Raw genomic sequence first — 22534 nt, 5'->3', positions numbered from 1 at the left:
TACGTCACTCAGTCGCACGGAAGGGAGCGGAACGGCGTCAGACCTTGGCCCGCTTGGCCTTCTCCCGGACCACCGCGATGCCCACGACCAACGCCCCGACCAGCAGTGACAGCAGCACGGTCTGGCGTCCGTCGTGCTCGGTGTCGGTGAGCATGTAGCCGAGGACGAACACGATCACCGCGATCGTCGCCCACGTCAGGTACGGGTACAGCCACATGCGGACGACCAGCTTCTCCGGCGACTCCCGCTGGATGATCTTCCGCATCCGCAGCTGCGAGAAGCAGATCACCAGCCAGACGAACAGGGCGACGGCGCCCGAGGAGTTGACCAGGAAGAGGAACACCGTGTCCGGGTAGGCGTAGTTGAAGAAGACCGCGACGAACCCGAAGACGACCGACGCCAGGATCGCCACCAACGGCACCCCGCGGCTCGTCGTCCGCGCGAAGGCCTTCGGCGCGTCACCGCGCTCGCCGAGCGAGAACGCCATACGGGAAGCGGTGTACAGGCCCGAGTTGAGGCAGGACAGCACGGAGGTCAGAACGATGAAGTTCATGATCTGACCGGCGTTCGGAATGGCCAGCGAGTTCAGCGCGGCGACGTACGAACCGTCCTTGGCGATGCTCGGGTCGTTCCACGGCAGCAGGCACACCACGACGGCGATCGAGCCGAGGTAGAAGACGGCGATACGCCAGATGATGCTGTTGGTGGACTTGGTGACCGCGCGCTGCGGGTCCTCGGACTCGCCCGCGGCCAGGGTGGCGATCTCGCTGCCCATGAAGGAGAAGACGACCAGCAGCATGCCGGTGAGGATCGCGCCGGGCCCGTTCGGCAGGAAGCCGCCGTGCTCGGTCAGATTGCCCAGGCCCGCGCTGTCGCTGTCCACGCCCGGCAGCACGCCGAAGATGGCGAGCCCGCCGATGATGATGAACGCCGAGATCGCGACGACCTTGATGCCCGCGAACCAGAACTCGAACTCGCCGTAGGAGGCGACCGAGCCCAGGTTGGTCCCGGTGAGCACCACCATCACGATCAGCGCCCACGCCCACTGCGGCACGGACGGTATCCAGCCCTCCAGGATCACCGCGCCCGCGGTCGCCTCGACCGCGAGCACGACGACCCAGAAGAACCAGTACAGCCAGCCGATCGAGAAACCGGCCCAGCGGCCCAGCGCACGGTCCGCGTGCGCCGAGAAGGAGCCGGAGGTCGGGTTGGCGGCGGACATCTCGCCGAGCATGCGCATCACGAGGACGACCATCGTGCCGACCAGGGCGTACGACAGGAGGATGCCGGGCCCGGCCGTGGCGATACCGGAGCTGGAACCGACGAACAGGCCGGCTCCGATGACACCGCCGATGGCGATCATCGAGAGGTGGCGGTTCTTGAGTCCGGCCTTGAGTCCGTCTCCGCCTTCGGCCTGCGGTTTACCGGGGTCGACGGTCTTGGTGTCTGCCTTCGCAAGGGATGGTTGCGAGGTCATAGACGAATCCTTAAGTTCTCGGGGACGAGCCCTCGCATTCAAACGCAGGGATGTTTCGCACGGAAGACGCGATTCCGGATTGTTGTGTTTCGCATAGCGGCGCATGTTTCGGATATTGATGCCTCCCGAGGTCGCTCGGGGGCGTGTCCCCGACCCGCACGCGGCCACCGGCACCACGGCATGCCACACTCGGATCATGCGCGTGTACCTCGGCTCGGATCATGCCGGCTTCGAACTCAAGAACCACCTCGTCGAGTGGCTCAAGGCCCACGGCCACGAGCCCGTCGACTGCGGGCCCCACATCTACGACGCCCAGGACGACTACCCGCCGTTCTGCCTGCGTGCGGCCGAGCGGACGGCCGCGGACCCGGAGTCCCTCGGCATCGTGATCGGCGGCTCGGGCAACGGCGAGCAGATCGCCGCGAACAAGGTCAAGGGCGTCCGCGCGGCACTGGCCTGGAGCGAGCAGACCGCCGCGCTGGGCCGCGAGCACAACAACGCCAACGTCGTCGCCGTCGGCGCCCGCATGCACACCACGGACGAGGCCGTGAAGTTCGTCGAGACCTTCCTCAACACGCCGTTCTCCGGTGACGAACGTCACGTCCGCCGCATCGACATGCTCTCGGCGTACGAGACGAGGGGCGAACTGCCCCCGATCCCGGCACACCACCCGCAGCAGTAACCGCGGACCCGGGGCCGCCGCGCGTTGGTTCACCGCGAGCGGCGGAGGAGAGACGAGAAGAGGGGAACCCGTGCCGGAGGGGCACACGATCCACCGTCTGGCCAAGGACTACCTGTCACGGTTCGGCGGACGCCCGGCGCAAGCCGAAAGCCCACAGGGCAAGTTCGCGGACGCCGCGGCCCTCCTGACCGGCACGGTCCTCACCGACGCGGACGCCCACGGCAAGCACCTCTTCCTCGGCTTCGAGGGCCCGGACTGGGTCCACATCCACCTGGGCCTCTTCGGCAAGGTCGGCTTCGGCGAGGTCCCCGCGCCCCCGCCGACCGAAACGGTCCGCCTCCGGCTGCGCAACGACACGGCGTACGTCGATCTGCGCGGCCCCACGACCTGCGCCCTCATCACGGACACCGAGAAGCAGGCGATACACGACCGCCTCGGCCCCGACCCGCTCCGCCCGGACGACGACCCCGGCCGCGCGTACCGGCGCATCTCCCGCAGCCGTACGAGCATCGCCGCCCTCCTGATGGACCAGAAGGTCATCGCGGGCGTCGGCAACGTCTACCGGGCGGAGGTCCTCTTCCGGCACGGCATCGATCCGTACCGACCGGGCAGGGACCTCACGTACGACGAATGGACCGCCATCTGGGCGGACCTGGTCGAGCTGATGCACGAGGGCGTACGCAACAACCGCATCGACACCGTGCGCCCCGAGCACACCCCCGAGGCGATGGGGCGCCCGCCGCGCGTCGACGACCACGGCGGTGAGGTGTACGTGTACCGCAGGGCGCGCCAGCCCTGCCACATCTGTGGCGGCGAGATCCGCACCGCCGATCTCGCCGCCCGCAATCTCTTCTGGTGCCCCGGCTGCCAGCCGCCCGGATGAACCGAGCAGTGGCTCCGCCGCGCTGCGCGGCGGCGAGCGCGGTCGGCGCGAGCCGGAAACCCCCCTGCTAGAACCCGTGCGGCAGCCACGGCGCCACCGCCGAGGAGAAGGCCACCGAAGCCTCCGCGACCGCCCCCGGCCGCAGCTCCCGTACGCGCCCCGCGGCGGCCGGCGCCGACAGGGACACACCGCCGAGGTAGACCGCGCCCAACTCGCGTACGGACAGGGCCAGATCGGCGTCCTCGTCCGTCCGCTTGCAGGATGCGCCCTTGCTGTCGCCGGTGAGCCGCCAACGCCCCTGGTTCCAGGGGCAGAAGTCGTCCTCTACCTCGAAGACGACGTCCACGGGCGTCTGGTACGTACGAGCCTCCAGCGCCGCGCCCACATCCACGAGCCGTACGTACAGCGAATCCCGCAGCCGCACCTGGCACCGGCGGATGTCGGACACCAAGTGCTGCCAGGCGTCGTCCACGGGACGGCTGCGCACCTCGAGCGTGGACGTCAGATCGATCTCGAACAGGAACCGCCACAGCGCCGCGTACGCCGCCGGATCGAGCGCTTCCAGGTCGCGCAGGACGATGGTCCCGTTGGGCCCGGCCGTGTCCCACTCGGGCTTGTTGTGAAAGCGGGCATAGCCCACGACCTCCCCGGCCCGCTCGGCCAGCACGCACTGCAGAGGTGAGGAGCCCTGCCGCTCGCTCTCCGGGTCGAGCAGCGGCAGCTGTTCCCAGCCGGGCCGCCGGGCGAGCATCCCCGGCCGTCCCGGCACCCGCCGCGCGTACACGGCCTCGCACGCCTCCACCACATCACCTGGGGCGGCGAACCGCAGACGTACGTCATCCGTGCCCGGCGGTACGGAGAGCCGGACCCGCGCCGTGTCGATCTCGGCGGACAACAGCTGTGTGGCGGCGCCGTATCCGAACCGGCCGTAGATCGCGGGCTCCGAAGCGGTCAGCACGGCGAGCGGCTCGCCCCAGGAGCGGACGTCGTCCAGCTGACGCCGCATCATGGCCGTGAGCACGCCGCGCCGGCGATGCGTCGCCGCCACGCTCACCATCGTCACGCCCGCCGCGGGCACCAGGGCACCACCCGGCACCGTGAGCCTGAACGAGAAGGCCCCCGCCGTCCCCACGCAGTCGTCGCCGTCCCAGGCGCCGAGCGACCGGTCGAACTCGGTCAGGCGGTTCCACAGCGCACGCTCCTCGTCCGCCTCCGGCACTCCGCCGAACGCGAGCACCAGCTTCCCGTACCAGGTGTCCCATTCCGACGGTTGAAGCACCCGCAGGTCTGATGTCATATGCAATCAGTACCAGGGAGTTGAGGCCTGGGCGAGCCTATTTCGCCCAGCCCGCCGGAAGCCGCCTCCGAGCCCTCTCAGGACAGCGACGACTGCTCTCAGGAGGGGGACAAGTAGGACCTCCCGTGCGCAGCCCCTGGCCTGATGGATAAGGTCCCGAGCAATGGCAGGACAACGCGCGGCAGCCGAGACGTTCCCGGCCCGGATGAAGAGGCAACTGCACCGGGTCCGCGTCGGCCTGCGCAAATCCGGCGTCGACTACTTCCGCGGAGACGGCTCCGACTGGATAGCCCTCGCCGCTCTGCTGCTGACGGTCCCGCTGATCGCGGCTGTCACCCTCGCCAATCCCGTGTGGTGTTCCCCGGCCGTCCTCGTCCTGCCGATCGTGGCGGGCGGCCTGCTGCTGCGTCCCGCGAGCCTGCTCGGTCTGTACGCGGCGGCGGCGACCGCCCTGATCGTGGAGTCGGTGGAACTCGGTCCGTACGCGGAGGGTCCCGCCCGGGTCACCCCCGGAACAGTCCTGGTGGTGGCCGCATGCGGCTTCTTCGGACTGCTGATCGCCCAGTTCCGCAGCCGGGTGGGTGTGCCGTGGCGGCGCGGCGGCACCATGCTGTTCGACCTGCGTGAACGCATCCGCGTGCATGGGAAGCTGCCGGTCCTGCCGACGGGCTGGCACCGCGAGATCGCGCTCCGGCCGGCCGGCGGCCAGTCCTTCTCCGGCGACTTCGTCGTGGCGGCCCGCACCAACGGCGGCCGCACCCTGGAAGTCGTCCTCACGGACGTCTCGGGCAAGGGCATGGACGCGGGCTCCCGTTCCCTTCTGCTGTCCGGAGCGTTCGGCGGCCTCCTCGGGTCCCTGCCGCCGCACGCCTTCCTGACCGCGGCGAACGGCTATCTGCTGCGCCAGAACTGGGACGAGGGCTTCGCCACCTCCATCCACCTCGTCCTGGACCTGGACTCCGGCGACTACGAACTCTTCACCGCGGGCCACCCGCCGGCCGTACAACTGCACGCGGGCACCGGACGCTGGGAGGAGAAGGCGGCGGAGGGGCCGCTGCTCGGCGTCTACGACGGCGCTCAGTTCGACCCCGTCAAGGGCTCGTTGCGCCCCGGCGACGTCCTGATGCTCTTCACCGACGGCCTTGTGGAAACCGCAGACCGGGACATCTCGGAGGGCATAGACCGCCTCACCGGTGAGGCCGACCGCTATGTCGCAGGCGGCTTCCACGGGGCGGCCTGGCACCTGATCGAGGCGGTGGCGAAGGACGTCAACGACGACCGGGCGCTGCTGCTGATCTGCCGGGAGACGTGACCGCTCTGCCGGACCCCGAGGTGCGGCCGCGGGGCCCTCGATGTGCGGACGAGGGTCACTGGACGAGCGAGCGCGGGACACTCGACGTGTGACGCGGAACAACACCCACGAGATCATGACGCTGCCCGAGGTCGAGACCCTCGCCCGTGAGGCGCACGCGATCCAGACCGACAAGGCGGGCCGCCCCTACACCGAGCATCTGCGGGAGGTGGCCGAGGGCGTACGCGCCCGTGGCGGCAGCGACGAGCAGACAGCCGCGGCCTGGCTGCACGACGCCGTCGAGGACGACGCGCTGTCCGAGGAGTGGCTGCGCGCCGCCCCGCTGACGCAGCGCACCAAGGACATCGTGCTGGCGCTCACCAAGCGCGAGGGCGAGACCCCTGAGGCGTACGCACAGCGCATTCTGGCCACCCCAGGCGCCCTCCTGGTGAAGGAGGCGGACCTCGCAAGCAACGCGGATCCGGCCCGCCTCGCGCTGCTGGACGAGCCCACGCGCGCCCGCCTGACACGGAAGTACGCGACGATGCGAGACCTGCTGGGCCTCTCGGCCCCCTGACGGCTCGCTACGACGTGGCCTTCGCCCGCTCCCGCGCCAGCTCCGCCGCGTCCCTCTTGAAGGCCCACTCCATCTTCGGCTCCATCGCGAACCGGAACATGCGCTGCACGGGAGGTGTGCACAGCACGGTGACGACCGCGGCCGCGGCGAGCGTCACGAAGATCTCACCCAGCGGCTTGTGCAGCCACTCGTAGTCCTCGTACCAGCCCCAGAAGCGCGAGCCCTTGGCGAGGAAGCCGTGCAGCAGATAGCCGTACAGCGTGCCCGCGCCGAGCACCGTGAACCACATCCGCCGACGCGGCACCCAGGCGAAGAAGCACGCGGTGAGCACCATCGAGCAGCCGAACAGCGCGAGCGTCATCACGACACCGGCCCACCAGGGCGCGGCGAGTTCCTGTGCACTGTCCCGGTGGTAGAACCACGCCGACGACATGCGCGGGGCGGCCCAGTACGCCACCACGAGGGCGCCCGCGAAGACGGGGACGGACAGCAGCCGTACCTCACGCCGCCGCAGCATCTGGAAGTGCTCGGGCTTCATGAACAGGCCCATGACGAAGAACGGCAGGAACTGCAGGACGCGCTGGAGGTCCAGGTCGTCGCCGATGTCGGGCGAGACGGTGGCCAGCATGGCGATGCCGAGCGCGATCGGCACCGGCCAGCGGGCCACCTTCCACAGCGGCGTTGTCAGCCGCCAGACGAAGAGGGCGACCAGGAACCAGGTGAGATACCAGGGGTCGAGCAGGCTGATGGGATGCGCCGGGTCGTCGTCCGCCCACCGCTTGAAGAAGGAATACGCCACTTCGAAGATGACGTACGGCACAGCGACGCCGGTCACCAGCCGCCTGAGCCGGTCCGGGCGCATGTCGAAACTGCGCGAGAAGTAGCCGGAGATCAGGATGAAGGCCGGCATGTGGAACGTGTAGACGGTCATGTACAGGGCCTCGGCGGCCCGGCTGTGATCCGTCAGCGGCTCCCACGCGTGACCCATCGCGACCAGCACGATCGCCAGGTACTTGGCGTTGTCGAAGAACGCGTCGCGTTGCTTCGCGGGCTTGTTGAGCGGCGCGCCGCCGCTCGCGGCCCGGCTGACAGGGGTGTTGGACCCGGGGGCGGGGGAGGTGTCGGCCGCCTGGGTGGTCCGTGGGGAGCGCGGGCTCGGCACTCCCGCCGCCGGTTCCTGTACCGGGGGAAGTGGCGCTCTGTGGTTGCCGTGCGGTCGCAGCGAGTTCGTCACAGGCCCTCCCACCAAGTGCTCGGCGAGACGGTCCTGGACCCCACTGCGCTTACGGGGGACGGGGCAGCGTGGAACATCTGAGGCACCCTAGCGTTGTCTGTGGGATTTCGTAAAACCACCAACTCGAATCCTGCTTATGGCCTGCGAGTACCCCGGATTCAGTGAAGTCGACATGGTGGTCCGTATCTCTTCTGACCCGCTGGCCATTGACCGCTACCTCCACACTCATCCGCATTAAATGGGGCATAACGTCCGGGGGCGACTCTGGTGAAATGTCCGGTTCATTGGTCTTTTAGTGGTGGGCTTTGACGTGTCGTCAGGCTGGCTGATGTGCCTGTGGCAACAATTCGAATTCCCTGCGCACACCTTGTGTGGGGATGGAAACGATCAAGCCGAATTCGTGACCGTGCGGGCCAGGTGAATTGCCGCACGCGCGCGTGCGGTTCATGCGGCCCAAGGGTGTCCAGCCCGCAGGCGGCCGACGCACACATGGCCGACGATGCGTCACCCGTCGCATAGCCCGGCCTCGTTGGTGGCACGATGGTTCTGGGCGGGGGTGTGCGGGGTCGCACCTCCGGGCCGGGAGAGCGGACCGACCTAGGGTGTGATCAGTTGTGGCCATTTCACTGTCAGTGGTGCTGCTGTTGGCGATCATCCTTGTGGTGTTGATCCGCGGGGGTTCGATCAAGGCGGGCCCCGCGATCGTCGCGGTGCTCTTCGGCTTCTTCCTCGCCTCGACAGGAATGGCCCCGTCGATCAACCGCTTCCTGAACTCGATAGCGGAGACGATCAACTCGATCAACTTCTGAGACCGAGATCGGGTGTGCCGGAGGGGGCGCGGGCTTCCCGTAAGCCTGCAAAAACGGCTCCGGCCCGGTCCGCGTATATCTGCGAACCGGGCCGGAGGCCACAGAGCGGGCGACGGGAATCGAACCCGCGTAGCTAGTTTGGAAGACTAGGGCTCTACCATTGAGCTACGCCCGCACGGCGTGCACCGCAGGTCACCGACCGCGGCACGGAAAGCATCGTAGCGGGTCGCACCCCTTCGCCGCACACCCACGGGGGTGCCCCGGCCCTGCTTCCCGCCCCGCACGGCGCCCGGCCTGTGATTACGGGAAGCCGCACTGCGTGCGGGCATGTACCCTACGTGTCGCACCGACGGGGTGTGGCGCAGCTTGGTAGCGCGTCCGCTTTGGGAGCGGAAGGCCGTGGGTTCAAATCCCGCCACCCCGACCACCACCCGGATCCGGAGCCGGTTGACCGGCAGGGTCCTTGATCGCCTTTTGGGGCGTGTACCACCTGCCGTTACTATGCAGACTGCACGCCCGTGTGTCTCAGGTCTGATGTCTTCCGGGCGACGCGATCCGCTGAGGCCTTCTGGCCCAGCAGAAACCAAGAAGTCAGCCACAAGGAGACCGAACCGTGAAGAGCGCCGTGGAGACCCTGAACCCGACTCGGGTTCGGCTCACTGTCGAGGTGCCCTTCGAGGAGCTCAAGGACAGCCTCGACGCGGCGTACAAGAAGATCAACCAGCAGGTCACGGTGAAGGGCTTCCGGAAGGGCAAGATTCCGGCCCGCATCATCGACCAGCGGTTCGGTCGCGGCGCCGTGCTCGAGGAGGCCGTCAATGACGCTCTCCCGAAGCTCTACACCGAGGCGGTCAACGAGGGTGAGCTGAACGTCCTCGGTCAGCCCGAGGTCGACATCACCGAGCTGAAGGACGGCGAGCTGCTGACCTTCACCGCAGAGGTCGACGTCCGCCCGACCATCGAGATCCCGGACTACTCCGGTATCGAGGTCGAGGTCGACGCCGTCGAGGTCAGCGACGAGGACGTCGAGAAGGCCGTGGAGGAGCTCCGCGAGCGCTTCGCGTCCACCTCCCCGGTCGAGCGCGCCGCCGAGGACGGCGACGTCGTGACGATCGACCTGGAGGCCAAGGTCGACGGCGAGGTCCTCGAGGACGGCGTTGCCGAGGGTGTCTCGTACACCATCGGCTCCGGCGAGCTGCTCGACGGCATCGACGACGCCGTGAAGGGCCTGGAGGCCGGGGCTGAGGCCACCTTCACCTCCGAGCTCAAGGGCGGCTCGGCGGCCGGCAAGGAGGCCGAGGTCACCGTCAAGGTCACCCAGGTCGCCAGCCGTGAGCTGCCGGAGCTCGACGACGAGTTCGCTCAGCTCGCCTCCGAGTTCGACACCCTCGAGGAGCTCAAGGCGGACAGCCGCAAGCGCCTCGAGAACATGAAGCAGTACGACCAGGCCACCCAGGCCCAGGAGCGCGTGCTGGACAAGCTGCTCGAGCTGGTCGAGGTCCCGGTCCCCGAGAAGCTCCTCGAGGACGAGATCAACACCCGTAAGCACAACCTCGAGCACCACCAGCTCGGCCAGATGGGCCTGAACCTCGAGCAGTACCTGGAGATCCAGGGCAAGACGGTCGAGGAGTTCGACGCCGAGACCCGCGAGGCGGCGGTCAAGGGCATCAAGACCCAGTTCGTCCTCGACGAGCTGGTCTCCAAGGAGAAGCTCAACGTCAGCCAGGAGGAGCTCACCGAGCACCTCATGCGCCGTGCGGCCTCCTCCGGCATGTCCCCCGACCAGTTCGCCCAGGCCGTCGTCCAGGGCGGCCAGGTGCCGATGCTCGTGGGCGAGGTCGCCCGTGGCAAGGCGCTGGCGGTCGTGGTCGAGGCGGCCACGGTCAAGGACACGAACGGTGAGGTCGTCGACCTGGACGACGAGGAGGATGAGACGGGCGAGACCGTCGAGGCCACCTCTGACGCTGCCGTCGAGGCCTCCGGCGACGACGAGAAGCCCGAGGCCTGAGCCTCGCGTCTCCCGCGCTGAACGACGGGCCCTGGGGTGCTGCGGCATCCCGGGGCCCGTCGGCCGTTACGGCGGCCTCTGAACGCCCTGAAGGGCACCGTCCGTCGTGGGCTGCGCCCACCCTCCCCCACTGCCTTAAGGGCGTGGGAGGTGCCCCCAGCCCTGCGGAACGCCTGCCCACAGCGGTGGGAACCTGCGCTCACAGCGAACAGTTCCGAATGCGGGATGGCACCTGCCTGCCTGCGCGTTAGGGTCCATGAATACGAGGGCAGGGGAGTCCCCACACGCCGTCGGCAGACGGTTACGCGGCGGGGTTCCCAGGCCTAGCAGAAGACGTGAGACGGCCCGGCGCCGTCGTAAGACGAGCAGGTGGATACGTGACGAATCTGATGCCCTCCGCCGCCGGCGAGCCTTCCATCGGTGGTGGCCTCGGCGACCAGGTCTACAACCGGCTGCTCAACGAGCGGATCATCTTCCTCGGCCAGCCGGTCGACGACGACATCGCCAACAAGATCACCGCACAGCTGCTGCTCCTTGCCTCGGACCCCGACAAGGACATCTACCTCTACATCAACAGCCCCGGCGGCTCGATCACCGCGGGCATGGCGATCTACGACACCATGCAGTACATCAAGAACGACGTGGTGACCATCGCCATGGGTATGGCAGCCTCCATGGGTCAGTTCCTCCTCAGCGCCGGCACGCCGGGCAAGCGCTTCGCGCTGCCGAACGCCGAGATCCTGATCCACCAGCCCTCCGCGGGCCTCGCGGGCTCCGCGTCGGACATCAAGATCCACGCCGAGCGGCTGCTGCACACCAAGAAGCGGATGGCGGAGCTGACAGCCTTCCACACCGGCCAGAGCGTGGAGCAGATCACCCGCGACTCGGACCGCGACCGCTGGTTCGACCCGCTGGAGGCCAAGGAGTACGGCCTGATCGACGACATCATGCCCACCGCTGCCGGTATGCCGGGCGGCGGCGGCACCGGGGCGGCCTGAGCCCCTTCAGCCCCCAGCCGACCGCCACAGCCTTAGGCCTTAGTAGGAGAACACCGTGAACGACTTTCCCGGCAGCGGCCTGTACGAGCGCACGCGCGCCGAGCGCGGCCAGGCCGAGTACACCGGCCCCCGCGCCGAGTCCCGCTACGTGATCCCGCGCTTCGTCGAGCGCACCTCGCAGGGCGTCCGCGAGTACGACCCGTACGCGAAGCTCTTCGAGGAGCGCGTGATCTTCCTCGGCGTCCAGATCGACGACGCCTCCGCCAACGACGTCATGGCGCAGCTGCTGTGCCTGGAGTCGATGGACCCCGACCGTGACATCTCGGTCTACATCAACAGCCCCGGCGGCTCCTTCACGGCGCTCACGGCCATCTACGACACGATGCAGTTCGTGAAGCCGGACATCCAGACGGTCTGCATGGGCCAGGCCGCCTCCGCAGCCGCCGTGCTCCTCGCTGCGGGCACCCCGGGCAAGCGCATGGCGCTGCCGAACGCCCGTGTGCTGATCCACCAGCCGTACAGCGAGACCGGCCGCGGTCAGGTCTCCGACCTGGAGATCGCCGCGAACGAGATCCTCCGGATGCGTGCGCAGCTGGAGGAGATGCTGGCCAAGCACTCCACGCAACCGATCGAGAAGATCCGCGAGGACATCGAGCGCGACAAGATCCTCACTGCTGAGGAAGCGCTGTCGTACGGCCTGATCGACCAGATCATCTCCACGCGGAAGATGAACAACCCCTTGGTCGTCTGAGCAATCGCAGTAGCATGTGCCGCCCTTGGCACGGTGTACGTCACAGTCAACCGTGCCAAGGGGGGCCCGAACGGGGGGCCCGGCAAGGTACCGTCGGATAGAGGCACCAGGAGCCGCTGAACGTGGCGTCTCCCAGGCGAAGGGGAAGCACCTCGTGGCACGCATCGGTGACGGCGGCGACCTGCTCAAGTGCTCGTTCTGCGGAAAGAGCCAGAAGCAGGTCAAGAAGCTCATCGCAGGCCCCGGTGTGTACATCTGCGACGAGTGCATCGACCTCTGCAACGAGATCATCGAGGAAGAGCTCGCCGAGACGAGCGAGGTGCGCTGGGAGGAACTGCCCAAGCCCCGCGAGATCTACGAGTTCCTCGAGGGGTACGTCGTCGGCCAGGAGGCCGCGAAGAAGGCCCTCTCGGTCGCTGTGTACAACCATTACAAGCGGGTTCAGGCCGGCGAGAACGGCGGGGGCCAAGGACGCGACGACGCCATCGAGTTGGCGAAGTCCAACATCCTGCTGCTGGGGCCCACGGGCTCCGGCAAGACTCTTCTGGCGCAGACACTGGCCCGGATGCTCAACGTCCCGTTCGCCATCGCCGACGCCACGGCGCTGACGGAGGCCGGCTATGTCGGCGAGGACGTCGAGAACATCCTCCTGAAGCTCATCCAGGCCGCCGACTACGACGTCAAGAAGGCCGAGACCGGCATCATCTACATCGACGAGATCGACAAGGTCGCCCGTAAGAGCGAGAACCCGTCGATCACGCGTGATGTCAGCGGCGAGGGCGTCCAGCAGGCCCTGCTGAAGATCCTGGAGGGCACCACCGCCTCGGTTCCGCCGCAGGGCGGCCGCAAGCACCCGCACCAGGAGTTCATCCAGATCGACACGACGAACGTGCTGTTCATCGTGGGCGGCGCCTTCGCGGGCCTGGAGAAGATCATCGAGTCCCGGGCGGGCGCGAAGGGCATCGGCTTCGGCGCGACCATCCTCTCCAAGCGTGAGCTCGAGGCGAAGGACCAGTTCGAGGACGTGATGCCCGAAGACCTGGTGAAATTCGGGATGATCCCCGAGTTCATCGGCCGCCTCCCGGTCATCACCTCGGTGCACAACCTCGACCGGGAGGCGCTGCTGCAGATCCTGGTCGAGCCGCGCAACGCGCTGGTGAAGCAGTACCAGCGCCTGTTCGAACTCGACGGGGTCGAGCTGGACTTCGAGCGCGAGGCCCTCGAAGCCATCGCCGATCAGGCGATCCTCCGCCAGACGGGCGCCCGCGGTCTGCGCGCCATCATGGAGGAGGTCCTGATGTCGGTGATGTACGAGGTCCCCTCCCGCAAGGACGTCGCTCGCGTCGTCATCACGCCCGACGTCGTCCACTCCAATGTCAACCCGACGCTGATTCCGCGGGACGTGCGCGGGCGCGGACCGGGCGAGCAGAAGAGCGCGTAAGCGGCACGGCACAGTACGCCGAAGGGGCGCCGGGCGGATTTCCGCCGGGCGCCCCTTCGTTCGCGTACCGCCGCTCGCGGACTGCTACTTCGCGACGCGGATTTCGTCGCGCAGCTTCGTGGTGATGTCCACCGCGACGTCCTTCGTCACGTCCTGGGTGCGGTCACCGGGGGTGACCATGGCCATGGTGCTGTAGTCGGCCCACACGCAGAACCAGTCGGTCTTCTCCTTCTTCGTGACCAGGTCCTGGCCCTGTGCGGCCTGGCACTTCATGACCGCGCCGTCGAGGTCGGCCTCCACGGGCTCGCCGACCAGCTCGGACTTGTTTTCGCTGCTGCTCCCGGAGCCGCTCTCCGACTGCTTCTTCAGCGTGGCGAAGAACTTGTCCAGGGCGGCCGCGGGGTCCGCGATCTCACCGTAACCACCGAGGAACGTCACGCCCTTCGCCGTTTCGATGCCGTCGGGCAGGGTGCTCGGATCGCTGGGGTCGTAGTCGCTGAGATCGGCGGTGGAGTACATGCCGATGACGGACGTACCGTTCTCGATGCCGCTCTCCTCCAGCTCCTTCACGGAGTCGTCGCTCTCGGCGGCACCCGCGCCGTCGTCGGAGATGCGCTTGTAGTCGCTGAGCACCGTGGCCGGCGTCGCCAGCTTGTGCGGCCCGTCGTCCGCCAGACCGGACCCGCCCCCGGCGAAGACGAAGTACGCGCCGACCCCGAGCGCCACGACCACCGCGACCGCGCCGATGACGAGCCCCGTCTTCTTCTTGCCGTCCGCCGGAGCCGGCGGCTGCGGCATCCCGTACGGAGCGCCCGGAGGCTGCTGGCCGTAGGGAGGCTGCTGCCCGTAGGGGTTCGGCTGGCCGTAGGGGTTGGGCTGGCCGTACGGATTCGGCTGCTGCGGGACCCCCTGCGGAGCCTGCTGCGGGACCCCCTGCGGAGCCTGCTGCGGATAGCCGTAGCTGGGCTGTGGGGCGGCCTGCTTCGGGTGGCCGTAGCCGGGCTGCGGGGGTGTCTGCGGCGGCTGGCCGTAGCCGGGCTGGGGTGCCTGCGGCGGCTGGCCGTAGCCGGGCTGGGGTGCCTGCGGCGGCTGGCCATAGGGCCCCGGCTGGCCGTACGGCCCGGGCTGCTGGGGCCGACCGCCGTACGGGCCCGGCTGGTTGTAGCTCATCGAGGTCTCAGTCCCCCTCTGTTGTTTATGCGTCCCTGACATCCTTCCCGAAGCCGTTGCGGCACGGGGGCATCATGGCCCCCACCGTTACGAACCTTCCGGTTTCAGTACGCCTCCGTGACACCACTAAACTGAGCCCCGTGACCGAGAACACTCAGCAGCAGCAAGCAGCGACCATCACCGAACTGCCGACCCAGTACGCGCCGGCCGAGGTAGAGGGGAAGCTGTACGAGCGCTGGGTAGAGCGCGGCTACTTCGAGGCCGACGAGAAGAGCGACAAGCCGCCGTACACCATCGTCATCCCGCCGCCGAACGTCACCGGCAGCCTGCACCTCGGGCATGCTTTCGAGCACACGCTCATCGACGCCCTCACACGCCGTAAGCGCATGCAGGGGTACGAGACGCTGTGGCAGCCCGGCATGGACCACGCGGGCATCGCCACGCAGAACGTCGTCGAGCGCGAGCTCGGCAAGGAGGGCAAGTCACGCCACGACCTCGGGCGTGAGCAGTTCGTCGAGCGGGTGTGGCAGTGGAAGGCCGAGTCCGGTGGGCAGATCTCCGGGCAGATGCGCCGTCTCGGCGACGGTGTCGCCTGGGCCCGTGAGCGTTTCACCATGGACGAGGGCCTGTCCCAGGCTGTCCAGACGATCTTCAAGAAGCTCTACGACGACGAGCTGATCTACCGCGCCGAGCGCATCATCAACTGGTGCCCGCGCTGTCTGACGGCCATCTCGGACATCGAGGTGGAGTACCAGGAGGACGACGGCGAGCTCGTCTCCATCAAGTACGGGGAGGGGGACGAGACTCTCGTCGTCGCCACGACCCGTGCGGAGACCATGCTCGGTGACACCGCCGTCGCCGTGCATCCCGACGACGAGCGGTACAGGCACCTCGTCGGCAAGACCATCAAGCTGCCGCTGACCGCGCGGTCGATCCCCGTCGTCGCCGACGAGCACGTCGACCCGGAGTTCGGCACCGGCGCCGTCAAGGTGACGCCCGCCCACGACCCGAACGACTTCGAGATCGGGCAGCGCCACGACCTGCCGTCCATCACCGTGATGGACGAGCACGCGGTCATCACCGCACACGGCCCCTTCCAGGGCCTGGACCGTCTCGAGGCGCGCAGCGCCATCGTCGCGGCCCTGCGCGCAGAGGGCCGGATCGTCGCCGAGAAGCGCCCGTACACGCACTCGGTGGGCCACTGCTCGCGCTGCAAGACCACCATCGAGCCGCGCCTTTCCATGCAGTGGTGGGTCAAGGTCGGTCCCCTCGCGCAGGCCGCAGGTGACGCCGTCCGCGACGGGCGGGTCAAGATCCACCCGCAGGAGATGGAGAAGCGGTACTTCGACTGGGTCGACAACCTCCACGACTGGTGCATCTCGCGTCAGCTGTGGTGGGGCCACCGGATTCCGGTCTGGTACGGCCCTGAGGGTGAAGTCGTCTGCGTCGGGCCCGACGAGGAGCCGCCGAGTGGTGACGGCTGGACGCAGGACACCGACGTCCTCGACACCTGGTTCTCCTCCGGCCTGTGGCCGTTCTCCACGCTCGGCTGGCCCGAGCAGACCGAGAGCCTCAAGAAGTTCTATCCGAACTCCGTACTGGTCACCGGCTACGACATCCTCTTCTTCTGGGTCGCCCGGATGATGATGTTCGGCCTGTACGCGATGGACGGCACCCCGCCGTTCCACACCATCGCCCTGCACGGCATGGTCCGCGACCAGTTCGGCAAGAAGATGTCGAAGTCCTTCGGGAACGCGGTCAATCCGCTGGACTGGATGGACAAGTACGGTTCCGACGCTCTGAGGTTCACGCTGGTGCGCGGCGCCAACCCGGGTGTCGACGTGCCGATCGGCGAGGACTGGGTCCAGGGCTCCCGCAACTTCGCCAACAAGATCTGGAACGCCACGCGGTTCGCGCTGATGAACGGCGCCACGGTCGAGGGCGACCTGCCGCCCGCCGAGCAGCTGTCCGCCGCCGACCGGTGGATCCTGTCGCGGCTCAACGCGGTCGTCGCCGAGGTCGACGCCTACTACGAGGACTACCAGTTCGCCAAGCTGTCCGAGTCGCTCTTCCACTTCGCGTGGGACGAGGTCTTCGACTGGTACGTCGAGCTGTCCAAGACGACGTTCCAGGCGGGCGGCCCGGCGGCCGAGGTCTCCAAGCGGGTCCTGGGCGAGGTGCTCGACGTCACGCTGAAGCTCCTCCACCCTGTCGTCCCCTTCGTGACCGAGACGCTGTGGACCACCCTCACGGGTGGTGAGTCCGTCGTGATCGCCGAGTGGCCGACGGACTCGGGGTTCCGCGACGCCGCCGCGGAGAGGGAGATCGAGACCCTTCAGCAGGTCATCACGGAGGTCCGCCGGTTCCGCGCCGACCAGGGGCTGCAGCCGGGCCAGCGGGTGCCGGCCCGCGTCGACCTGTCCGGTACGCCGCTCGCGGTTCACGAGGCCGCCATCCGGCAGCTGCTGCGGCTGCAGCCGGAGGGGGACTCCTTCACCGCTACGGCGACCCTGCCGGTCGCCGGCGCCGAGGTCGCGCTCGACCTCTCCGGTGTGATCGACGTCGCGGCCGAGCGGAAGCGGCTCGCCAAGGACCTGGCGGCCGCTGAGAAGGAGAAGGCGCAGGCTACGGGGAAGCTGGGGAACGAGGCGTTCCTGGCCAAGGCCCCCGACCACGTCGTGGAGAAGATCCGCGTTCGCCTGGCCAAGGCGGACGAGGACATCGCGCGGATCAAGGCGCAGCTCGACCGGCTTCCGCAGGGCTGAGGGCGCCTGCGGCGGGCCCCGCGGCGGAGCCGCTATCGGATGCAGCCCCCACCCCGCCCCTTCCCGTAACTGGGGCTGCTGCCCCAGACCCCGGTCCTCAAGCGCCGGACAGGCTGAAAGATTCAGCCCGTCCGGCGCTTGAGGACGAGCCCGAAGGGCGACTTCGGGGGTCCAGGGGGGCGGAGCCCCATGGTTACGGGAAGGGGCGGGGTGGGGGAAATGCACCCCCGCCGCACCCCCTCCGTAGACTGGACCCCGTGAGCGACCTCCCCCCGCACGACAACCTGCCCGACGACGGCGAGCCCGACCCCCTGGCGCAGTTCGACGAGATCGTCGAGGCCGAGACCACCCGCGACCCCGACCTCGCGGTGATCGAGGCCGGCAGCCGCACCCTGCGCACCCAGGCCGGGCCGCCGGAGGGGGCCGACCAGGTGCCGGCCCGCCCCACCGACCCCGAGGTCGACAAGGCGCTGCGCGAGGTCGAGGCGGACCTCGCCACCCGCTGGGGCGAGACGAAGCTCGAGCCGTCGGTCAGCCGGATCTCGGCGCTGATGGACGTGCTGGGCGAGCCCCAGCGCGCGTACCCCTCGGTGCATATCACCGGCACGAACGGCAAGACGTCCACGGCCCGCATGATCGAGGCGCTGCTCGGCGCCTTCGAGCTGCGCACCGGGCGGTACACGTCGCCGCACGTGCAGTCGATCACCGAGCGGATCAGCCTCGACGGCGCCCCCATCTCCGCCGAGCGATTCATCGAGACGTACAACGACATCAAGCCGTACGTCGAGATGGTCGACGGACAGCAGGAGTTCCGGCTCTCCTTCTTCGAGGTGCTCACGGGCATGGCGTACGCGGCGTTCGCGGACGCGCCTGTCGATGTCGCCGTCGTCGAGGTCGGGATGGGCGGCAGCTGGGACGCCACGAACGTGATCGATGCGGACGTCGCCGTGGTCACGCCGATCGATCTGGACCACACGGACCGGCTCGGTGAGACGCCCGGGGAGATCGCCGGTGAGAAGGCCGGGATCGTCAAGCAGGGCGCGACCGTGATCCTCGCCCAGCAGCCGGTCGAAGCGGCCCAGGTGCTGCTGAAGAGGGCCGTGGAGGTGGACGCCACCGTCGCCCGTGAGGGGCTGGAGTTCGGCGTCGTGAGCCGCCAGGTCGCCGTCGGCGGGCAGCTGCTGACGCTGCGCGGTCTCGGCGGTGAGTACGCGGACGTGTTCCTGCCGCTGCACGGCGCGTACCAGGCGCACAACGCCGCTGTGGCGCTCGCCGCCGTGGAGGCGTTCTTCGGCGTCGGTGCGCAGCGCGCCCAGCCGATCGACATAGACGTGGTCCGCAAGGCGTTCGCCTCGGTCGCCTCGCCGGGCCGGATGGAGGTCGTACGCCGCTCGCCGACCGTCGTCCTGGACGCCGCGCACAATCCGGCGGGCGCCCACGCCACCGCCGAGGGGATCCGTGAGGCCTTCGACTTCAGCCGGCTGATCGGCGTGGTCGGTGCGAGCGGCGACAAGAACGTTCGCGGTCTCCTCGAGGCCTTCGAACCGATCTTCGCCGAGGTCGTGGTCACCCAGAACTCCAGCCACCGTGCGATGGACGCGGACGAGCTGGCCGCGATCGCCGTCGAGGTCTTCGGCGAGGACCGGGTGCAGGTCGAGCCGCGCCTGGACGACGCGCTGGAGGCCGCCATCACGCTCGCCGAGGAGGAGGGCGAGTACGCGGGAGGCGGCGTCCTCGTCACCGGTTCCGTCATCACGGTCGGCGAGGCCCGACTACTTCTGGGGAAGGGCTGACTGCCGTGCGTACACTCTGTGCTTCGACTCTGATCGGCGAATTCTTCGTGATCGGTTTCGCCGGACTGGTCGCGATGAAGGACCCGGATCTGTCGATGGGGACGGTGTGGACGGTCTCCGGCGTCGCGATGGTGCTGTCCGTGCTGCTCTGCGGGATGATCACCCGCCCCGGCGGGGTGCAGCTCGGCTGGGCCCTGCAGATCGGGCTGATCGCGAGCGGTTTCATCGTTCCGGTGATGTTCTTCCTGGGCGCCGTGTTCGCCGTCCTCTGGGCGTGTTCGGTGCACTTCGGCCGCAAGATCGACGAGGCCAAGGCCCGATTCGCGGCGCAGAGCGCGGCGGCACCGGCCCAGCCAGGGCCTGACGCCGCATAACGGATGCTCAGACCGGCCCTGTAGCCTCGGACCCCCGCACATCCAGCGACCTCGAAGGAGCCGCACACCATGTCCCAGCGCACCCTCGTCCTGCTCAAGCCCGACGCCGTCCGTCGCGGCCTGATCGGCGAGATCATCGGCCGTATCGAGCGCAAGGCCGGCTGGCAGATCACCGCGCTGGAGCTGCGGGCGCTCGACCAGGACACTCTGGAGCAGCACTACGGCGAGCACCAGGGCAAGCCGTTCTACGAGCCGCTGGTCGCCTTCATGTCCTCCGGCCCGGTCGTCGCCCTGGTCGTCGAGGGCGAGCGGGTCATCGAGGGTGTCCGGGCCCTGGCGGGCCCGACCGATCCGATCGCCGCGGCCCCCGGCTCCATCCGCGGTGACTTCGGCACGATCACCCGCGAGAACCTGATCCACGCCTCGGACTCCGAGGAGTCCGCCGAGCGCGAGCTGAAGATCTTCTTCCCCGGGCGTGTCTGACGTCCGTCGACGCGCACGCGGCCGGCTCGGCCGCCGCGCCCGGATTTTCTGACTCACTGTCAACAGTCTGGGTGCTCTGACCGGGGACGGCAGGGAATTCCCCGCCGTCCCTTGGCATATGCGCCACGATCGGGGGAACCCGTGCCTCCGTTGGTACGTCTCTGAGAAGCGAGGCGGCACAGCATCTGCTGACATTGGCGACAGACCATCGCGCGATGTCCGCGGGGGCGAGACTACGATGGAGCTTCAGCTACAGCAGCACCCACCTCGCCTGCCTAACAAGCCATCACCGCTCGACTTAGGAAGGCCAGACGCATCCTCATGGGGAACAACATGTCGTTCATCGGCCGTGACATGGCTGTCGACCTCGGGACCGCCAACACGCTGGTGTACGTCAGGGGCCGGGGGATCGTTCTCAACGAGCCGTCCGTCGTCGCGATCAACACCAACACCGGTGGCATCCTCGCGGTCGGCGCCGAGGCGAAGAAGATGATCGGCCGGACTCCGGGCAACATCGTCGCGGTGCGACCGCTCAAGGACGGTGTGATCGCGGACTTCGAGATCACCGAGCGCATGCTCCGCTACTTCATCCTGAAGATTCACAAGCGGCGCTATCTCGCCCGTCCGCGGGTCGTGGTCTGCGTGCCCTCCGGAATCACGGGAGTCGAGCGCCGCGCGGTGATCGAGGCGTCCTCGCAGGCCGGTGCGCGCCAGGTGCACATCATCGAGGAGCCGATGGCCGCAGCCATCGGCTCCGGTCTCCCCGTCCACGAGGCCACCGGCAACATGGTCGTGGACATCGGCGGCGGCACGACCGAGGTCGCGGTCATCTCCCTCGGCGGCATCGTCACGGCGCAGTCGATCCGCGTCGCGGGCGACGAGTTGGACAACGCGATCATCCAGCACATCAAGAAGGAGTACTCGCTCCTGCTGGGTGAGCGCAGCGCCGAGCAGATCAAGATCACGATCGGTTCCGCGTACGACCTCGACGGCGAGGAGCACACCGAGATCCGCGGCCGCGACCTGGTCTCCGGCCTGCCCAAGACCGTGGTCATCTCCGCTGCCGAGGTCCGCAAGGCCATCGAGGAACCGGTCAACGCGATCGTGGACGCGGTCAAGACCACCCTCGACAAGTGCCCGCCGGAGCTCTCCGGCGACATCATGGACCGCGGCATCGTCCTCACCGGCGGCGGCGCCCTGCTGCGCGGCCTCGACGAGCGGCTGCGCCGCGAGACCGGCATGCCGATCCACATCGCCGAGGACCCGCTGGACAGCGTGGCGCTCGGATCCGGCAAGTGTGTCGAGGAGTTCGAGGCGCTCCAGCAGGTGCTGGACGCCCAGCCGCGCAGATGACGCGCGCGTGCGGTGCCACGTGGCGCGCGTATCCGGGGTGACACGCGTTGCTTCGTCCGTACGGGGCGCGCGCCGGCATGACACGCGCGCTGCATCCGCCGTACGGAGCGCACGTGCTCTCCCGTGCGGCGGATCGTTGATATAGAGGCAAGAGCGACAAGGATTCCGACGAGGAAGGCACGGCCGCCGCACGTGAGGGACTCCAGAGAGAGCCGACTGCTCCTGGTGCTGCTGATCGCCATCGCGTTCGCGCTGATCACGGTGGACATCCGCGGCGGCGAGGACTCCCCGGTCGACGGCGCACGCCGGGCCGCCGCCACGGTGTTCGGCCCGGTGGAGAACGGCGTGTCGTCCGCCGTCGACCCGCTCGGCAACGCGATCGACGCGGTCCGCGACTCCGGCAGCCGGCACGACCGCATCGCAAGACTCGAGCGGGAGAACGCCGCGCTGAAGGCCAAGCTGGGCAGCGACGACCGCAACCGCAGCCGGGTGGAGCAGCTCGACAAGATGCTGAAGACCGCGGGTACCGGGCAGTACGGCATCAAGGGCGCCGAGGTCATCGCGATCGGAGCCGCCCAGGGCTTCTCCTGGACCGTCACCATCGACGCCGGCGCCGACGACGGCATCAAGCGCGACATGACCGTGCTCAACGGCGACGGACTCGTCGGCCGCGTCACCACGGTCGGCCCCAGCACCTCCACCGTGCTGCTCGCCACCGACCCGGACTTCACGGTCGGCACCCGCATGGAGAAGACCGACGAACTGGGCTTCGCCTCGGGCCAGGGCGACCGCCCCCTGCGCGTCCAACTGCTCAACGGCAAGGCCAAGGTGAAGAAGGGCGACCGTCTGGTCACCTTCGGCTCGCAGGCCGACAAGCCGTTCGTGCCCGGCGTCCCCGTCGGCGTGGTCGCGCGCGTCGACCCCTCCGGCGGCGACCTGACCCGCACCGTCTACGTCAAGCCGTATGTCGGCTTCACCAAGCTCGACATCGTCGGCGTCGTCGTCGAAGCCCCCCGCAAGGACCCGCGCGACACGGTCCTGCCACCCGAACCGAAGGCCAGGCCCACGCCGACCGTGACGGTCACCGTCACACCCTCCGCCGAGGCGTCCACGGGCGTGGCCGCAGAGCGAGAGCAGTAGGAGCTGAG

At 68.6% G+C, this 22534-nt stretch carries 19 protein-coding genes and 2 tRNA genes; 16 read left to right on the top strand and 5 right to left on the bottom strand.

Annotated features, from left to right (window positions below):
- Window positions 1–37 precede the first annotated feature (37 nt).
- Window positions 38–1477 (bottom strand): amino acid permease, encoded by a 1440-nt coding sequence (locus tag H1D24_RS26370; RefSeq protein ID WP_181660176.1) that lies wholly within the window; start codon window positions 1475–1477, stop codon window positions 38–40.
- A 196-nt stretch (window positions 1478–1673) separates the two neighbouring features.
- Here H1D24_RS26370 and H1D24_RS26365 point away from each other — a divergent pair, with 196 nt between their 5' ends.
- Window positions 1674–2159: a ribose-5-phosphate isomerase gene (locus tag H1D24_RS26365; protein ID WP_181660175.1), complete on the top strand. Its 486-nt coding sequence runs from the start codon at window positions 1674–1676 to the stop codon at window positions 2157–2159.
- A 70-nt stretch (window positions 2160–2229) separates the two neighbouring features.
- Window positions 2230–3042: an Fpg/Nei family DNA glycosylase gene (locus tag H1D24_RS26360; protein ID WP_181660174.1), complete on the top strand. Its 813-nt coding sequence runs from the start codon at window positions 2230–2232 to the stop codon at window positions 3040–3042.
- Between the two features lie 67 nt (window positions 3043–3109).
- Here the strand turns inward: H1D24_RS26360 and H1D24_RS26355 are convergent, their stop codons facing one another.
- Window positions 3110–4339, bottom strand: a complete 1230-nt coding sequence (locus H1D24_RS26355; RefSeq protein ID WP_181660173.1) for a GNAT family N-acetyltransferase — start codon at window positions 4337–4339, stop codon at window positions 3110–3112.
- Window positions 4340–4502: 163 nt separating this feature from the next.
- Here H1D24_RS26355 and H1D24_RS26350 point away from each other — a divergent pair, with 163 nt between their 5' ends.
- Window positions 4503–5651, top strand: coding sequence for a PP2C family protein-serine/threonine phosphatase (locus tag H1D24_RS26350; protein WP_181660172.1), 1149 nt, complete (start codon window positions 4503–4505; stop codon window positions 5649–5651).
- 115 nt (window positions 5652–5766) lie between these two features.
- Window positions 5767–6207: an HD domain-containing protein gene (locus tag H1D24_RS26345; protein WP_181660232.1), complete on the top strand. Its 441-nt coding sequence runs from the start codon at window positions 5767–5769 to the stop codon at window positions 6205–6207.
- A 7-nt stretch (window positions 6208–6214) separates the two neighbouring features.
- On the opposite strand, the gene H1D24_RS26340 is transcribed toward H1D24_RS26345, so the two are convergent.
- Entirely contained in the window at window positions 6215–7441 is a 1227-nt protein-coding gene (locus tag H1D24_RS26340) for an acyltransferase family protein (RefSeq protein WP_181660171.1), read from the bottom strand.
- A 614-nt stretch (window positions 7442–8055) separates the two neighbouring features.
- Between H1D24_RS26340 and H1D24_RS26335 the strand changes: the two genes are divergently transcribed.
- Window positions 8056–8250, top strand: coding sequence for a hypothetical protein (locus tag H1D24_RS26335; RefSeq protein ID WP_099928874.1), 195 nt, complete (start codon window positions 8056–8058; stop codon window positions 8248–8250).
- A 104-nt stretch (window positions 8251–8354) separates the two neighbouring features.
- Here H1D24_RS26335 and H1D24_RS26330 read toward each other — a convergent pair.
- Window positions 8355–8425 (bottom strand) — tRNA-Gly (locus H1D24_RS26330).
- Window positions 8426–8600: 175 nt separating this feature from the next.
- Here H1D24_RS26330 and H1D24_RS26325 point away from each other — a divergent pair.
- The 5 genes from H1D24_RS26325 to clpX all read left to right on the top strand — a co-directional run bounded on the left by H1D24_RS26325 (window position 8601) and on the right by clpX (window position 13448).
- A tRNA-Pro gene (locus tag H1D24_RS26325) sits at window positions 8601–8677 on the top strand.
- 186 nt (window positions 8678–8863) lie between these two features.
- Complete coding sequence (tig, locus tag H1D24_RS26320) at window positions 8864–10258, top strand: trigger factor (protein WP_181660170.1); 1395 nt, start codon at window positions 8864–8866, stop codon at window positions 10256–10258.
- Between the two features lie 389 nt (window positions 10259–10647).
- The gene (locus tag H1D24_RS26315) at window positions 10648–11256 is read left to right on the top strand and encodes an ATP-dependent Clp protease proteolytic subunit (RefSeq protein ID WP_067017216.1); all 609 of its coding nucleotides are present in this window, start codon (window positions 10648–10650) and stop codon (window positions 11254–11256) included.
- A gap of 55 nt (window positions 11257–11311) precedes the next feature.
- The gene (locus H1D24_RS26310) at window positions 11312–12007 is read left to right on the top strand and encodes an ATP-dependent Clp protease proteolytic subunit (RefSeq protein WP_309484446.1); all 696 of its coding nucleotides are present in this window, start codon (window positions 11312–11314) and stop codon (window positions 12005–12007) included.
- A gap of 154 nt (window positions 12008–12161) precedes the next feature.
- Window positions 12162–13448, top strand: coding sequence for an ATP-dependent Clp protease ATP-binding subunit ClpX (clpX, locus tag H1D24_RS26305; protein WP_181660169.1), 1287 nt, complete (start codon window positions 12162–12164; stop codon window positions 13446–13448).
- Between the two features lie 84 nt (window positions 13449–13532).
- Here clpX and H1D24_RS26300 read toward each other — a convergent pair whose 3' ends face one another.
- Window positions 13533–14618 carry a hypothetical protein gene (locus tag H1D24_RS26300; protein WP_181660168.1) on the bottom strand — a complete coding sequence of 362 codons (1086 nt, stop codon included), beginning with the start codon at window positions 14616–14618 and terminating at the stop codon, window positions 13533–13535.
- 140 nt (window positions 14619–14758) lie between these two features.
- On the opposite strand from H1D24_RS26300, the gene H1D24_RS26295 reads away from it, so the two are divergent.
- The 6 genes from H1D24_RS26295 (at window position 14759) to mreC (ending at window position 22526) form a co-directional block, all read left to right on the top strand.
- Window positions 14759–17383 (top strand): valine--tRNA ligase, encoded by a 2625-nt coding sequence (locus H1D24_RS26295; protein ID WP_181660167.1) that lies wholly within the window; start codon window positions 14759–14761, stop codon window positions 17381–17383.
- A gap of 257 nt (window positions 17384–17640) precedes the next feature.
- Window positions 17641–19176 carry a bifunctional tetrahydrofolate synthase/dihydrofolate synthase gene (folC, locus tag H1D24_RS26290; protein ID WP_181660166.1) on the top strand — a complete coding sequence of 512 codons (1536 nt, stop codon included), beginning with the start codon at window positions 17641–17643 and terminating at the stop codon, window positions 19174–19176.
- Window positions 19177–19181: 5 nt separating this feature from the next.
- Window positions 19182–19550, top strand: coding sequence for a DUF4233 domain-containing protein (locus tag H1D24_RS26285; protein WP_181660165.1), 369 nt, complete (start codon window positions 19182–19184; stop codon window positions 19548–19550).
- A gap of 69 nt (window positions 19551–19619) precedes the next feature.
- Window positions 19620–20033 (top strand): nucleoside-diphosphate kinase, encoded by a 414-nt coding sequence (gene ndk, locus H1D24_RS26280; protein WP_181660164.1) that lies wholly within the window; start codon window positions 19620–19622, stop codon window positions 20031–20033.
- A 333-nt stretch (window positions 20034–20366) separates the two neighbouring features.
- Window positions 20367–21386, top strand: a complete 1020-nt coding sequence (locus H1D24_RS26275) for a rod shape-determining protein (RefSeq protein ID WP_181660230.1) — start codon at window positions 20367–20369, stop codon at window positions 21384–21386.
- Between the two features lie 192 nt (window positions 21387–21578).
- The gene (gene mreC / locus H1D24_RS26270) at window positions 21579–22526 is read left to right on the top strand and encodes a rod shape-determining protein MreC (RefSeq protein WP_181660163.1); all 948 of its coding nucleotides are present in this window, start codon (window positions 21579–21581) and stop codon (window positions 22524–22526) included.
- Window positions 22527–22534 lie beyond the last annotated feature (8 nt).

The organism is Streptomyces himalayensis subsp. himalayensis (assembly GCF_013778455.1).
Lineage (GTDB): Bacteria > Actinomycetota > Actinomycetes > Streptomycetales > Streptomycetaceae > Streptomyces > Streptomyces himalayensis.
Note: the sequence above shows the minus strand (reverse complement) of the source record. Positions and strands in the feature narration are given on the sequence as shown.